11 protein-coding genes are annotated in these 15,245 nt (G+C 67.2%); 3 read left to right on the forward strand and 8 right to left on the reverse strand.

Annotated features, from left to right (window positions below; all coding sequences use genetic code 11):
• Positions 1–128: 128 nt before the first annotated feature.
• Complete coding sequence (locus ACZ5BH_RS12515; protein WP_464889594.1) at positions 129–1,667, reverse strand: gamma-glutamyltransferase family protein; 1,539 nt, start codon at positions 1,665–1,667, stop codon at positions 129–131.
• A 175-nt stretch (positions 1,668–1,842) separates the two neighbouring features.
• Between ACZ5BH_RS12515 and cysG the strand changes: the two genes are divergently transcribed.
• On the forward strand, positions 1,843–3,261 hold the full coding sequence (gene cysG, locus ACZ5BH_RS12520) for a siroheme synthase CysG (protein ID WP_464889595.1): 1,419 nt from the start codon (positions 1,843–1,845) through the stop codon (positions 3,259–3,261).
• A gap of 209 nt (positions 3,262–3,470) precedes the next feature.
• Here cysG and ACZ5BH_RS12525 read toward each other — a convergent pair whose 3' ends face one another.
• Positions 3,471–6,581, reverse strand: coding sequence for an efflux RND transporter permease subunit (locus ACZ5BH_RS12525; RefSeq protein ID WP_464889596.1), 3,111 nt, complete (start codon positions 6,579–6,581; stop codon positions 3,471–3,473).
• Positions 6,582–6,583: 2 nt separating this feature from the next.
• Positions 6,584–7,630: an efflux RND transporter periplasmic adaptor subunit gene (locus ACZ5BH_RS12530; RefSeq protein WP_464889597.1), complete on the reverse strand. Its 1,047-nt coding sequence runs from the start codon at positions 7,628–7,630 to the stop codon at positions 6,584–6,586.
• A gap of 118 nt (positions 7,631–7,748) precedes the next feature.
• Here ACZ5BH_RS12530 and ACZ5BH_RS12535 point away from each other — a divergent pair, with 118 nt between their 5' ends.
• Both ACZ5BH_RS12535 and ACZ5BH_RS12540 read left to right on the forward strand, forming a co-directional pair.
• A complete protein-coding gene (locus ACZ5BH_RS12535) occupies positions 7,749–9,584 on the forward strand; it encodes an ABCB family ABC transporter ATP-binding protein/permease (RefSeq protein ID WP_464889598.1) in 1,836 nt (611 codons plus the stop codon).
• Positions 9,585–9,766: 182 nt separating this feature from the next.
• Positions 9,767–10,180: a S24 family peptidase gene (locus tag ACZ5BH_RS12540; RefSeq protein WP_464889599.1), complete on the forward strand. Its 414-nt coding sequence runs from the start codon at positions 9,767–9,769 to the stop codon at positions 10,178–10,180.
• Positions 10,181–10,479: 299 nt separating this feature from the next.
• Here the strand turns inward: ACZ5BH_RS12540 and ACZ5BH_RS12545 are convergent, their stop codons facing one another.
• From ACZ5BH_RS12545 to ACZ5BH_RS12565, 5 genes are all read right to left on the reverse strand, one after another.
• A complete protein-coding gene (locus tag ACZ5BH_RS12545) occupies positions 10,480–10,947 on the reverse strand; it encodes a rhodanese-like domain-containing protein (RefSeq protein ID WP_464889600.1) in 468 nt (155 codons plus the stop codon).
• A gap of 159 nt (positions 10,948–11,106) precedes the next feature.
• On the reverse strand, positions 11,107–11,781 hold the full coding sequence (locus ACZ5BH_RS12550; RefSeq protein ID WP_464889601.1) for a response regulator: 675 nt from the start codon (positions 11,779–11,781) through the stop codon (positions 11,107–11,109).
• Complete coding sequence (locus ACZ5BH_RS12555; protein ID WP_464889602.1) at positions 11,778–13,439, reverse strand: GAF domain-containing sensor histidine kinase; 1,662 nt, start codon at positions 13,437–13,439, stop codon at positions 11,778–11,780. The genes ACZ5BH_RS12550 and ACZ5BH_RS12555 overlap by 4 nt, the downstream gene beginning before the upstream one ends.
• A gap of 37 nt (positions 13,440–13,476) precedes the next feature.
• Positions 13,477–13,818: a HesB/IscA family protein gene (locus tag ACZ5BH_RS12560; protein WP_464889603.1), complete on the reverse strand. Its 342-nt coding sequence runs from the start codon at positions 13,816–13,818 to the stop codon at positions 13,477–13,479.
• Between the two features lie 44 nt (positions 13,819–13,862).
• Positions 13,863–15,245 carry a cobyrinate a,c-diamide synthase gene (locus tag ACZ5BH_RS12565; protein ID WP_464889604.1) on the reverse strand — a complete coding sequence of 461 codons (1,383 nt, stop codon included), beginning with the start codon at positions 15,243–15,245 and terminating at the stop codon, positions 13,863–13,865.

Genomic DNA, 15,245 nt, shown 5'->3' on the forward strand with positions numbered 1-15,245 from the left:
GGAGCGGCGCGAGCCGCGACCACGGCGGTAGCGGGTTGCGGGTGGCTGGTAGCTGGGAAAACCGAGTGCCGTTTCCAGCTACCCGTCCCCAGCTACCCGCCACCGCATAATCGCGGCTTGCGCCGCTCCTACTCCGATGTTGCGCCACCCCGCCGCGGATCGCCGGCACCAGCGAATTCCCCTTCCCGATGCAACACGGCATGCACGCCGCCGAAAAAGAGGTTGGGTTCCGGCCAGAGGGTGTGGTCGGGGAAGTCGGCCAGGAGGCGGTCGCGGGTTTTGGGGTCGAAGCCGGCTTCCAGATCCAGGTGCCGGCCTTCCACGTGCAGGCGGGGGGCGGTGATGGCCGAGTGCAGGGGCCGGTTCTGATCGACGAGGCGCGAGATCACTTCGAGCATGGCGCTGCGGATCCGGTTGGAGCCGCCGGAGCCGAGGGCGATGGCGGTGCCGTCGGCCAGCTCCAGCAGGGCCGGGGTCATCATGGAGATCATGCGCGTGCCGGTGGGCCAGCGGTGGAAGCCGGCGGGGTTGATGTCGGCTTCGCCGAGCATGTTGTTGAGCATGATGCCGGTGCCGGGAATGAGGTGGCCGCAGCCTTCGCCGTTGCTGGTGGTCAGGCTGGCCCGGTTGCCCTCCGCGTCGATGACGCTGATGTGGGTGGTGCCGCGGCGGGCGAGGGCGCCGTGGAGCCGCCGGCGCCAGCGCTCGAGCCGATCCGCGCCCAGCAGGGGAAGCAGCGATTCGGCCAGGGCGGGGTTCTCCAGGGGCTGGCGGGCCTCGGCGGTGAGGGCCAGTGTGCGGGCCAGGGCGGGCAGCCAGCCCGCGTCCGCACGCAGGGTGTGCCGTTCGAGGCTGGCGAGCAGTTGCAGCCCGAAGGCCACCAGCAGGCCGCCGGTGGAGGGGGGCGGGGTGAGGAACAGGCGGGCGTCCCGGTAGGGCAGCGAGAGCGGCGCGCGGACGGCCACGCTGTAGTGGCGCAGGTCATCCCGGCGAAGATGGCCGCCGCCTTCCCGGCACAGGCTCTCGACGCTGGCCGCGATCTCTTCCCGGTACAGGCGTTCCCCTTCGCGGGCCAGGGCCTCGAGGAAATCGGCCTGTTCGCGCTGGCGCAGGCGCTGGCCGGCGCCGATCACTTGGCCGGAGTCCTGCGGATCGGCGTAGATGGCGCGGCTTTCCGGGGTGGCCAGATAGATGGGGGCCACGATGCGGAAGATCCCGGCCTGGAAGGTGTTGAGGCGGATCCCCTCCCGGCCCAGGGCCACGGCCGGGACGATCAGTTCACGCAGCGGCAGGCGGCCCAGATCCCGGTGGATGGCCAGCAGGCCGGGAATGGCGCCGGGCGTGGCGGCCGCGCCGAGGCCGATGTGGAACTCCTGCCGGGCGGTGCCGAAGTCGGCATGGATGGGGTGGAAGTCGATCTCGTCTGCCGGGCGCTTGCGGCGGGGGGTGTGGACGAAGAAGTCCCAGGCGCGGACCGGCCCGCCCCGCGGCGCCGCCAGCAGGAAGCCGCCACCGGCCAGGGAGCAGAGTACCGGTTCGGCCATGCAGGCGGCGAAATGGGCAGCCACCACCGCATCGAAGGCGTTGCCGCCGGCATGCAGGATTTCCGCCGCCGCCTCGGCGGTGGCCGGATGGCCGGCGGCAACCATGCCCTTCAGGGTCGTCATGGTGAACGGGTGGAGGCTTGTGTCATGGGGGCATTTTCCTCTCGGGATAGGCCGAGGGGAACAGCGTACCCCAACGGGCAAGGTTCGGGGGGCGGGGCATCGGTGGTAGAATTACTGGTTCGATTGGCCTGTCGATTGATTTTTCGGCCATTTTCCACAAGTCAGCGGAGCCGACGTGAAGTTTCTTCCTCTTTTCATGAACGTGCAGGGCCAGCCCTGCCTGGTGGTCGGTGGCGGCCAGGTGGCTTCGCGCAAGGTGTTCATGCTCCAGCGCGCCGGGGCCGAGGTGACCGTGGTGGCGCCCGAGTTGTGCGACGAGCTTTCGCAGCGGGCGGAGAAGGGTGAAATCCGTCATCTGCCCGAGAGTTTCCGTCCCGGCCACGTGGACGGCCAGATGGTGATCATCGCCGCCACCGACGACGAGGCGGTCAATCGGCAGGTGTCGGAAACCGCCAAGGGGCGCGGAATCCCGGTCAACGTGGTGGATGCGCCGGCGCTGTGCAGTTTCATCGTGCCTTCCATCATCGATCGGGACCCGGTGCAGATCGCCATCTCCACCGGCGGCGCCTCGCCGGTGCTGGCGCGCCTGCTGCGGGCGCGCCTGGAGACCTTCATCCCCGCTGCCTACGGCCGCCTGGCGAAGCTGGTGGAGTCCTACCGCGAGCAGGTCAAGGCCCGCCTGCCCGACAGCAATGCCATCCGCCAGTTCTGGGAACGGATCCTCGAGGGGCCGGTGGCCGATCGGCTGATGGCCGGCAAGGATCGGGAAGCCCGGGAACTGCTCGAGCAGGCGGTGGCGAAGGCCGAGCCGCCGCCGAAGACCGGCGAGGTCTATCTGGTGGGCGCCGGGCCCGGCGATCCCGATCTGCTCACCTTCCGCGCCCTGCGCCTGATGCAGCAGGCCGATGTGGTGGTCTACGACCGGTTGGTCTCCGCCGAGGTGCTGGATCTGGTGCGCCGCGATGCCGAGTTCATCTATGCCGGCAAGGCGCGCAACCAGCACACCCTGAAGCAGGAGAACATCAACGCCCTGCTGGTGCGCCTGGCGAAGGAGGGCAAGCGGGTGCTGCGCCTCAAGGGCGGCGATCCCTTCATCTTCGGCCGGGGCGGCGAGGAGATCGAGACCCTGATGGCCGAGGGCGTGACCTTCCAGGTGGTGCCGGGGATCACGGCCGCCGCCGGTTGCGCCGCCTACGCCGGCATCCCGCTCACCCACCGCGACTACGTGCAGTCCTGCCTGTTCGTCACCGGCCACCTGAAGGACGACAGCCATGAACTCAACTGGGAGGCCATCGCCCAGCCGGGCCAGACCGTGGTCTTCTACATGGGCCTCTCCCAGATCGAGGGCCTGTGCGCCAAGCTCGTGGAACATGGCCTGCCCGCCGATACCCCGGCCGCCCTGGTGGAGAAGGGCACCACCCAACAGCAGAAGGTCCACATCGGCGATCTCGCCACCCTGCCGCGGCTGGTGAAGGAAAACGACGTCAAACCCCCGACCCTGATCATCGTCGGCGAAGTGGTAAAGCTCCACGACAAGCTCGAATGGTTCCACCCCGACGCCAGCGGCGCGGCGACGTATCCGATCTCGGGGTGAAGGGCTGCGTTCGGGGTTGATGGAACCGTAGGAGCGGCGCAAGCCGCGACAGGCGGTAGCGGGGGACGGGTGGCTGGTGACAGCCGGTTTTTCCCGAGAGGGGCCTCCAACACAATCCGTTGCTGCATTTCGCGGCTTGCGCCGCTCCTACCTTGCCGGGAAACTCGAACGCCTTTCCCCGCTACCGCCCATTGCGGCTTGTGTCGTTCCTACCCGGACGTTTGCCTCTTGCCTCTTTCCTCTGCCGTCAAATGCACCATGTAATAGAGGGCGGGTACCAGTAACAGGCTGACGAGCAGCGAGAAGAGCAGGCCCCAGACGATGACCACGGCCAGGGGCTGGAGCATTTCGGCGCCTTCGCCGAGGCCGAGGGCCAGGGGCAGCATGCCGGCAGCGGTGGTGAGGGTGGTCATGAGAATGGGGCGCAGGCGCACCCGGCAGGCTTCGAGAATGGCTTCGGTGAGGGGCAGGCCGGCTTCCCGTTCGATCTCGATCTGTTCCACCAGCACGATGGCGTTGTTGACCACGATGCCGGCGAGCATGATCAGCCCAAGCCATACGGGAATGGAGACGGGCAGGCCGCTGACGTAGAGTCCGGCGCTGACGCCGAGCAGGCTGAAGGGCACCCCGAGCAGGATGATCAGCGGATTGCGCAGGGATTCGTACTGCACCGCCATGACCACGAATACCAGGAACAGGGCCAGTCCCAGGAGCACCTTGCCCAGCCCCTCGCTCTCCTGCAACTGCTGGCGCACGCCGCCGTCGTAGAGGCTGTAGCCGTCGGGCAGGGGGAAGTCGGCCAGGGCCGCGTCCACCGCGTCGAGGGCCTGGCCCAGGGGCAGGTCCGGGCCGAGGCTGGCGCTGATCTCCACGATCCGCCGCTGGTTGTCGCGCTTGATGCGATCCGGCGAGGCGACGATGGCCAGCTGCGCCACCTCGCCCAGGCGCACGGGCTGCCCGTTGCGATAGCCCACCAGCAGGCGCCGGGCCCGTTCCAGGCTGTCGACGGCGTGGCGGGGCAGGCGCAGGCGGATGGGATAGCGGCGATCGCCCTCCCGGTAGTCGGAGATCGGCCGCCCTTCCAGGGCCACCTGCAGCGCCCGGCCGATGGCCTCGGTATCGATGCCCAGCGTGGCGGCCCGTTCGCGGTCCACGCGCACCACCAGTTCCTCGCGCAGGGCCTCGTAGTTGTGCTGCACGTTGCGCAGCCCCGGGATCCGGCGCAGGCGATCCACGGCGGCATCGCCCAGCCGGCGCAGGGTGTCGAGGTCGTCGCCCTGGATGCGCACGCTGATGTCGTCGTCGCCCCGCCCCAGATGCACGCCGCGCACGCCCCGCACGCGCAGGCGCACCCGGTAGCCCACCAGGTCCAGCCTGCCGATGGCCTGCTGCATGCGGCGCACCCACTGCTGGCTGGACAGGGTCCGCTCGCTGGCCGGGACCAGTTGCACGTAGAGGCCGCTGAAATGGCTGGACTGGAACTCGGAGCGGCCGAAGATGAAGCCGCCCACGGTCACGAACAGGGACTCGACCTCGGGACTTTGCAGAATCACCTCCTCGATCCGCTGCACCGTGGCATCCATGGCGTCCAGTTCGGTGCCCGGATCGCTGCTCACGCTGATGATTACCCGGCCTTCGTCCACCTGCGGCAGGAAAATCGGCGTGCGGGCCAGCAGCAGCCATGCGGACAGCGCCAGCAGCGGCAGCAGGCCGAACAGCAGCCAGCGGCCGTGGGGCAGCAGACGGGCGGCCAGGGCCGCGTAGCGTTCGCGCAGGGCGTCGAGGGCGCGGCTCACGACGCGGGGCGGGCGCCCGGCGAGCCGGCTGCGGGCGCCGAGGGCCGGGACCAGGGTGATGGCCACCACCAGCGAGGCCAGGATGGCGGCGGAGATGGTGACGATGAGTTCCCGGAACAGCAGGCCGATGAGCCCGCTGATGAACAGGAAGGGCAGGATGGCCGCCAGGTTGGTGGTGGTGGAAGCGGTGATGGCGCCGGTGACTTCCGCGGCGGCGTTGCGCGCCGCCTCGTCTTCCCCTTCGCCGGCCTGCTGGTGGCGGGTCATGTTCTCGAGCATGACGATGGTGTTGTCCACCAGCATGCCCACGCCCACCGCCAGGCCGCCGAGGGTCATGATGTTCAGGGTCAGGCCGAAGACGGCCATGATGATGAAGGTCACCAGGATGGCCAGCGGAATGGCCAGACCGATGATCAGGGTGCGGGTGAGGTCACCCAGGAACAGCCACACCACCAGCATGGCCAGCAGCGCCCCGCCGAGCACCGCCAGCGCCGCGTTGCGCAGGGAGTGGCGAATGAACACGGACTGATCGGCGATCACGGCCACGTCGATGTCATCCGGAATCACCCGCTGCTGGCGCAGCCAGGCGAGCCGCTCGCGCACCGCGTCTACCACGGCCACCGTATTGGCGCCCGGCTGTTTCTGGATGGAGAGCTTGATGGCCGGCTGGCCGTCGAGACGCACCCGCAGCCGTTCGTCCTCGTGGGTGTCGAAGATCCGGGCCACGTCGCCCAGGCGTGGCGCGTTGCCGCTGGCGTCCGGCTCGCCGATGGGCAGCGCCGCAAGCCTGGCCGGTTCGCGCACCCGGCCGTCGGCCCGGCTGGCCAGTTCGCGGCCGGCCACCAGGATCCGCCCGCCCGGGTATTCCCGGTTCTCTGCCGAGAGCGCCGCTTCGATGTCGGCGAAATCGAGCCCCAGCGCGGCGAGCCGTTCCTGATCCACCTGGATGCGGATCTCGCGCACCTGGCCGCCGCCCACCTCGGCGGCCGCGACCCCGGGCAGGTTCAGGAACCAGTTGCGGAAGGCGTAGTCGACCCAGTCGCGCAACTGCACCGAATCCCGCCCGCGGGAGCTGACCGCCAGTTCCAGCACCGGGATCTGGGCCGGATCCCGCTTGTAGATGATGGGCGGCTCGATGCTGGTGGGCAGGAAGCGCCGGGCCCGATCCAGGCGGGTGCTGGCGTCACGCAGGGCGCGGTCGATGTCGGTGCCGTAGGGGAAGCTCAGATCCACCGAGCTGCGCCCCTCGGTGGTGGTGGACTGTACGGCGATGGCGTTCTCGGTGATGGCCAGCTGTTCCTCGAGCTGGCGGGTCACTTCGTCTTCCATGATCCGCGCCGGCACGCCGGGATTGAGCACCCGCACCCGCACTTCCGGGTAGATGATGTGGGGCAGCAGATCCACCGCCAGGCGATCGAGGGAGAACAGCCCCAGCACCACCACCGTCAGCGCCAGCATCACCGTGGCCACGGGGCGGCGGATGGACCAGGCGGCGAGCCCCCCGGTGCGCGGGCGCACGGCCATGTTCAGTCGTCCCCGCCGGCCACGCGGACGGTCCGGCCGTCACGCAGCCCGGTGAAGCCCTTCACCACCACCCGCTCGCCCGCGGCCAGGCCCTGGCGCACGGCGATGTGCTCGCCCAGTTGCAGTCCGGTGACGATCCGCACCTTGCGCACCCGGCCATCGTCATCCAGGCGATAGACATAGGCGCCGTGGCTGTCGTGGCGCACGGCGAGGAAGGGCACGTGCAGCCTGGCGGCGGTGCGCACCGGCAGGCGCACGCGCACGAACTGGCCGGGCAGGGCGCCGGCGGGCGGCGTGAAGGCGATTTCGATCCGTCGCTTGAGGCTGCGCGTGTCCACGCCCGGCGTCAGGCGCAGGAGGCGGCCAGCGAGGAAGCGGGTGCCCAGGGCATCGATCCGCAACTGCACCGGCTGGCCGGGGGCCAGGCCTTCGGCGAGCAGCTCCGAGAGAAACACCACGGCCTTGAGCCGGGCCGGATCGATGAGGGTCAGCAGATGGGTGTGCAGGGGCGCCACGTCGCCCGGCTCGAGACGCCGTTCGCTGACGATGGCATCGAACGGCGCCAGAATGCGGGTGCGGGTGAGGCGGGTCTCGAGCTGGCTGACCTCCGCCTGGGCCAGCTTGATGGCCGTATCGGCGCGGGCGATGTCCTCTTCGGAAACCAGTTTCTGACGAAACAGGGCGTCGAGCCGCTGCCGGTCACTGCGCGCCTGGGCGAGGCTGGCCCGGGCCTTGCGCAACTGGGCCTGGATCAGCCGATCGTCGATGCGCACCAGCAGTTCGCCGCGGCGCACCCGGTCGCCCGCATGCCAGGGCAGCTCAAGCACGCGGCCCGCTTCCTGGTTGAAGATCTGCACGCGGCGGCTGGCTTCGAGCCGGCCGCTGGCGGTCTGTTCGCCCGCGAGCGGACCGTCGCCGACCGTGGCCACGGCCACGGTGATCGGGGAGCGTTCCCGTTTTCCGTTGCGCGCCGGGTGATCGTCGTCACTGCAGGCTTGCAGGAAGGCCAGGGCAAGGAGGAACAACCAGAGGCGGGCAATCCGGGACATGCTGTGTTCCATTCGGGTCGGGCTTTCCCACAAGGTTGACAGGGAGATGCCGCAACGGTTCAGGGGGCGGTTCGGCCTTATGATAATATCTCCCACCTTTCTTCGATAGCCGGGAATCATGCGCATCGAACGTTACACCGAAGCCCCCACGGTCGGCAGCCAGGAGTTGCGCAATCTCAAGCGCATGTTTCCCTATGTCTGGCAGTACCGCGGCCGGGTGTTGCTGGCGCTGGCCAGCCTGATCCTGGCCAAGGTCTCCACGGTGGGGATCCCCGTGGTGCTCAAGCACATCGTCGATGCCCTCGACACCAGCCAGGGCCGCCTGCTGGCCCTGCCTATCGTGCTGTTTCTGGCCTACGGCGCCCTGCGCCTGGGCAGTTCCCTGTTCAACGAACTGCGTGACGCGATCTTCGCCCGGGTGCGCTATCACGCCATGCGCCGGCTTTCGCGGCAGGTGCTCGAACACCTGCACCGGCTGTCGCTGCGCTATCACCTGGAGCGGCGTACCGGCAACATCATCCGCGATCTGGAGCGGGGCACCCAGAGCATCAGTTCGATTCTCAATTACCTGGTGTTCAACATCCTGCCCACGGCCGCCGAATTCGTGCTGGTGGCCTTCCTGCTGCTGGGCCAGTACGACTGGCACTTTGCCCTGGTGACCTTCCTCACCGTGGCCGTGTACATCGCCTTCACCCTGGCGGTGACCGAATGGCGCATGCACTTCCGGCACACCATGAATCGCCTCGACTCCAAGGCCAACGGCCAGGCGGTGGACAGCCTGCTCAACTACGAGACGGTGAAATACTTCAACAACGAACGCTTCGAGCTGCAGCGCTACGATCGCACCCTGGGTGAATGGGAGAACGCGGCGGTCAAGAGCCAGACCTCCATGGCCCTGCTCAACTTCGGCCAGGGCGCCATCATCGCCGTGGGCGTGACCCTGATCATGATCTACGCCGGGCAGGGCGTGGTGGACGGCAGCATGACCCTGGGCGATCTGGTGCTGGTCAATACCCTGATGCTGCAGCTGTTCATCCCGCTCAATTTCCTCGGCATCGTCTACCGCATGCTCAAGCACACCCTGGCCGACATGGATCGGGTCTGGAAGCTGCTCGACGAGACGCCCGAGATCGGCGATGCGCCCGATGCCCGGCCGCTGGTGGTGCGCGAGGGCGAAGTGGCGTTCGAGCACGTGGCCTTCGCCTACCAGCCCGAGCGGCGGATCCTCGAAGACGTGAGCTTCACGGTTCCCGCCGGCCACAAGGTGGCCGTGGTGGGGCCCTCGGGCGCCGGCAAGTCCACCCTGGCACGGCTGCTGTATCGCTTCTACGACGTGGAGCGCGGGCGGATCACCATCGACGGCCAGGACATCGCCCATGTCACTCTCGACAGCCTGCGCCAGGCCATCGGCATCGTGCCCCAGGACACGGTGCTGTTCAACGAATCGATCTATTACAACATCCTCTACGCCCGGCCCGACGCCAGCCGCGAAGAGGTGGAGCAGGCGGCGAAACTGGCGGCCATCCACGACTTCATCGTCAGCCTGCCCGAGGGCTACGAAACCCTGGTGGGCGAACGGGGCCTGAAGCTCTCCGGCGGCGAGAAGCAGCGCATCGCCATTGCCCGGGTGATCCTCAAGAACCCGCCGATCCTGATCTTCGACGAGGCCACCTCGTCCCTCGACTCCCGATCCGAGCGGGCCATCCTCGACGCCCTGCGCCAGGTGGCCGAACAGCACACCACCCTGGTCATCGCCCACCGCCTCTCCACCATCGTCGATGCCGAACGGATCCTGGTCATGGACCAGGGCCGCATCGTCGAACAGGGCACCCACGCCGAACTCCTCGCCCAGGGTGGACTCTACGCCCAGATGTGGGAACTGCAGCAGGAGGAGCGGCAGGTGGTGGCAAAGGAAGCCGGGCTTGAGGAGGTGGGGGAGGAAATCTCCTTGTAGGAGCGGCGCAAGCCGCGATGCGGCGGTAGTAGGTGGCTGGTAGCTGGTAGCTGGAAAAAAACCGTCAACACTTGTTCCAGCTACCCGGCCCCAGCTACCAGCCACCAACTGGTCGCGGCGAGGGCGCCGCTCCTACAGGTCAGATCCGGCTATAATGGGTGTTCACAGCGAGGAGAATTGTCATGGCCGAGATGAAACGTTCCCAGATGGCGCCGGCGCCCGATGAGCTCAGCGGCTGCGCGTCCGCCGAGCCGTTCGCCCTGCAGGTGATCGACGACAGCATGGAGCCCGAGTTCAAGAAGGGCTGCATCATCATCATCGATCCGGAAGGCCTGGCCACCGATGGTTCCTACGTCATTGCCCTGATCGAAAACGGCTACATCTTCCGCCAGCTCCGCCGCCACGAGGACAAGTATTACCTCGTGCCCCTCAACGAAGCCTATGCCCACGAAGCCCGCGAGATCGCCATCGAGCAGGTCAAGGGCGTGATCATCCAGCAGGCCGCCCCCAATGGCCGGCGCAAGGACCGCAAGAAATACGAATACCGCACGAAGAGCGAGGTCAATCCCGGGTGTGGGTCCTGCGGGCAGGGGTGAGAACCCCAGCCAGGCTCGGTGGAAGGAACGCAGAGGGCGCAGAGACGCAGAGTTTTTTGCAGAAAAGCTTTCCACCCCGTGTAGGAGCGGCGCAAGCCGCGATAAATCAGGGCTGAGGGACGAGGCTGTCGAAGCCAATCAACCACGTTTTTCCTCGGCCCTCGGCCCTCGCCACTCGTCCCTGCATTGTTCGCGGCTTGCGCCGCTCCTACAGAAACCGGCCACGGGCCATCAAATCAAAACAAATCTCCGCGTCCTCTGCGTCTCTGCGCCCGCTGCGTTGTTTGCAGACAGCCTGATCATTTCGCATTGCTGCTGAGCTGCTCCGGGCGCAGGCGGGGGGTGAAGTATTCGTCGGCTTCGTCTTCCGAGACCGGCTGGCCCTGGCCGTTGACCATGGGCTGTTCGTAATCGGCCCAGCCGCGCAGGCCGGTCTTGAGGGAGACGACGTTGGTGTAGCCCATCTTCTGCATCACCTCGCAGGCGAACACGCTGCGGTTGCCGGAACGGCAGATCACGACGATTTCCTTGTCCCGGGCTTCCACCAGTTCCGGCACGGTTTCCTCGTAGTCGTATTCGCAGGCGGTTTCGAGCACGCCGCGGGGGACGTTGAGGGAGCCTTCGATGTGCATGGCCTCGAATTCGTAGGGCTCGCGCACGTCGAGCAGCATCACTTCCCGTTCCTGAAGGATCTCCTCCAGATCCCAGGGAAAGATTTCCCTGACGTGTTCGGCCGCCTCGGCGACCAGTTCATTGAAGCGTTTCATGGCGTTTCGCTCTGAATATTGAATGTCTCAAAATTGTTTTGACGTGAATGGTTCGTTGTAGGAGCGGCGCAAGCCGCGAAGGGATACCGTTTCGCGGCTTGCGCCGCTCCTACAGGATGGAACCTGCCAATTTCGGTCAACACAATTCGGATCAGCTGTCTAGCCGTTGTTCCCGGAGGCGTTGCGGGAGAAGCCGTGTTCGACGGCCATCACGGCGGCTTCCACGCGCGAGTGCACGTCGAGCTTGCGCAGGATGGCTTTCACGTGCAGCTTGACGGTGCCGTCGGAGATCCCGAGGTTGCGGGCGATGGCCTTGTTGCTCTGGCCCTCGGCCAGCAGGCCGAGGATTTCGGTCTCGCGCGGGGTCAGTTCCGAGAAGGGGCTGTCGTCTTCCGGCTCCTCGGGCTCGCCACCGCCGCCCTGCACGGCCTTGGCCAGAATGGGGGCCAGATCCGGGGCCACCACGGTCTTGCCGGAGACGATGTCGCGCAGGGCCAGCACCAGCTCGTCCGGCTCCATGTCCTTGAGCAGGTAGCCCTGGGCGCCCTGGCGCAGGGATTCGAGCAGATCGCTCTCCTCGGTGCTGGTGGTGAGCATGACGATGGGCAGTTCCAGCCCCTCCTGGCGCAGCATCTTCAGCACCCCCAGGCCGTCGATGCCGGGCATGCGCATGTCGAGCAGGATGACGTCCGGTTGCAGTTCCTCCACCAGGCGCAGGCATTCCTGGCCGCTGCCCACCGAGGCCACCACCTCGATGCCGCGGCTGGCCAGCAGGCCTTCGAGGCCCACCCGGAACAGGGTGTGATCGTCGATCAGCAGCACGCGCAGACTCATGGCAGCACCTTGGCCGTGGGCAGGTCGACCCGCACGCTGTGGGTTTCGTCGTCCGGGGCCGGTTCGGGATAGCGGAAGTGCAGGATGACCCGGGTGCCTTCGCCCGGTTCGCTCTCGATGCGCACGGTGCCGCCGATCCGCTTGGCCCGCTCTTCCATGATGGACAGGCCCAGGTGATCGCCCGAGGTGCGATCCGATTCGGGCAGCAGGGTCATGCCCACGCCGTCATCCTCGATCAGAATGTGGCAGTCGCCCTGCACGTCGGAGCGCATGATCACCCGCACCGCATGGGCCTGGCTGTGCTTGCGGATGTTGTTGAGGGCTTCCTGGATGATGCGCAGGGCCTGGACCTCGACGCTGGCGGGCAGTTGCAGGACGTTCCACTCCTTCTGCAGGAAGATGGAAATCTCGCTCTGGTTGCGGAAGCGCTCCACCAGATGCTCCACGGCCGGTACCAGGCCGCGCTTGTCGATGGGCGCGCGGAAGTGGGTGATCAGCTCGCGCAGTTCGGCGTAGGCCTCGTCCAGGTTGTTTTCGATCTTCTCCAGTTCGTACCAGATGGCCGGCTCCTGGCCCTGGCGCAGGGTCTCGTCCAGCACCCGCACCTGGAAGCGCAGGCTGGCCAGGGTCTGGGCCAGGGAGTCGTGCAGCTCGTGGGCCAGGCGGGTGCGTTCTTCCATGATCGACAGGCGGTTGGACTCGTCATCGTGACGGGCCTTGTCGATGGCCATGCCCAGGTGGCGGCCGATGGAGGTGAGCAGGCCCACCATGTCTTCCTGATCGGCGAAATCCTCGTGATCCACGAACAGGTTGTACACGCCCAGGGTCTTGTCCCGGTATTGCAGGGGCACGGCGATCATGCCGATGTTGTCGTCGTTGAAGAAGGAGCGGCCGACGATCTTGTCGCAATGGGTGATGTTCTTCTCGAACAGCACCGTCCCGTCCCGGTAGGCGCTGCCGCACAGGCAACTGTCGGAGGGGATGAGCTGTTCGCGCTTCATCAGATCCTCGTCCAGGCCGATGCTGGAGACCAGGCGCATCTGGCCGTCGTCGGTCATCAGCCGCACCACGGCGGCGCGGGCATTGACCACGTCGCGCAGGGTGTGCAGGAAGCGGGTCAGCAGATCCTCCAGATCCCGGGAGACGTTGATGCTGGCGGCCACGTCGTAGATGATTTCCAGCGAGTGGGTCTTGCGCTCGATGTGCTCGGTCTGGGCGCGGACCTGGCTCTGCATGTCGTGGGTGAGGGCCTGCAGCTTGTCGCTCAGCTCGTTGATGTCCTCGTACAGGGCGTTGAAGTCCCGGGAGGCGGTGCGGGGCAGGCGGGCGCCGAGCTTGCCTTCACGCAGATCCTGGGCCCACTGGCGCAGGGCGGTGAGGGGTTCGAGCAGGGTGCGCTGGATCTGCCGCACCAGGCGGGTGGTCAGCACCAGGCCGAACAGGGTCGGCAGCCAGATCAGCAGGTGGCCGGTGGGCGGGTAACCGGCTCGCTCGATCAGCCAGCTTCCGGCCGCGGCCATCAGGATCAGCAGGCCGGCGATGCTGAAGATCAGCACGCACAGATGGCTGCGCCACAGGCGGCCGCGCTGGCGGCAGCATTCCGTGTCGAAGGCGCTGCCGTCGTCGGGATGCCGGATCTGGTCGGGATGCGTCGCCATGAGCCGTTGATTATACCCCGGAAGCGTCCCGGAACGGTTACAGGGCGTGTTCCGTGCCCGAATCGTCGTTCTGCGGCGGCGTGTAGTTGGGATCGTTGGGGTTGAGGAAGATGAAGTTGTACTCGCCATCGTCGAGCTGTACGTAATCGAGGGTACAGCCGTTGAGCAGATCGATGCTGGAGGGGGCGATGACGATGGTGACGCCTTCCTCGGTGAAGCTGAGATCGTTCTCGGTGGTCTCGTCGGCAAAGCCCATGGCGTACTGGATGCTGCCATCGGTTTCGCGGCGGGCGGCGATGCGCAGGGGCATGCCTTCCATCTGGCCTTCGCGGGCCGACTTGATGATCTGTTCCGCGGCGGCGGGGGTGACTGTGAACATGGGATGACTCCGTGTGTGGATTAATAACCTAGCGCAATAGTCAATTATACACGATGGGCGGCCCGTTGTGCGCGCACGAAGTTCACGAAGCGCGGTGCCCAGTGATTGTGGGAAGTGTCGCGAAGATGGGCGTAAGCGGCCAGCAGGTTGCGGTAGACGATGCCGTCGTGGTTGCCGTCGACACCCATGCCGCGGTGTACCCGGTAGGCGAAGCGGGTCCCCTCGGGCAGGGGTTCCAGGGCCGAGTAATGGAACTCGTGGGCGGGGAAGATCCGCTGGCCCGGCTGCCCCGGCCAGGGGTGGGCGGCGGTTTCCTCGAGCTGGACGTAGCCCCGGCCCACGGGCCGGTCGTGCATGACCACGGGCACGGGCAGGATGCCGACCATGTCGGCTTCCCGGCCTTCCCAGCGCAGGCGGCGGGACAGATACATCAGCCCGCCGCATTCGGCGTAGGCCGGCAGCCCCGCTTCGATGGCCTCGCGCACCGCCTCGCGCATGGCCCGGTTGGCGGAGAGGCGCTCCATGTGGGTCTCGGGAAAGCCGCCGCCGAGGAACAGGCCGTCGCAGTCCGGCAGCCGGCTGTCGGCAAGGGGCGAGAAGGGCACCAGTTCGGCCCCTGCCGCTTCCAGAGCCTCGAGATCGTCGGGATAGTAGAAGCCGAAGGCCGGATCGCGGGCGATGGCGATGCGCACGTCGCGGCGGACAGCAGGTTGCGGCCAGGTGACGTCGCTGGCCGGCAGGGGCGGAGCCTGTGCGGCGATGGCCAGAATGGCCTCCAGATCGACCTGGGCCGCGACCCGTTCGCCGATGTGTTCGACGAAGGCGCGGGCATCGCCGCTCTCGTTGCTCGGCACCAGGCCCAGATGACGCTCGTGGATGGTCATGGCCGGGTCGTGATAGACGGCGCCGACCACCGGCACCTCGGTATAGTGTTCCAGCACGGCACGCAGCTTGGCCTCGTGGCGTGCGCCGCGGATCTGGTTGAGGATGATGCCGGCGATCCGCACTTCCGGTTCGAAGGCCTGGTAGCCGAGGACCAGGGGCGCGATGCCCCGGGTCATGCCCTGGACGTTGATCACCAGCACGACGGGCGTGCGGGTGAGGCGGGCGAGGGCGGCGTTGCTGTTGCTGCCTTCCAGATCCAGGCCGTCGTAGAGCCCCTTGTTGCCCTCGATGAGGGCCAGATCGGCCTCGCCGGCATGGCGGGCGAGACTGGCGAGGATTTCCTCCCGCGCCTGGGTATAGAAATCGAGGTTGTAGCAGGGACGGCCGGCGGCCAGCCCCAGCCACATGGGATCGATGTAGTCGGGCCCTTTCTTGAATGGCTGGACGTGCCGGCCCCGTTCCCGCAGGGCGCGGCACAGGCCGATGCTGAGGGTGGTCTTGCCCGAAGACTTGTGGGCGGCGGAGATCAGCAATCGGTTCAT

Source organism: Thioprofundum lithotrophicum (genome assembly GCF_055387065.1).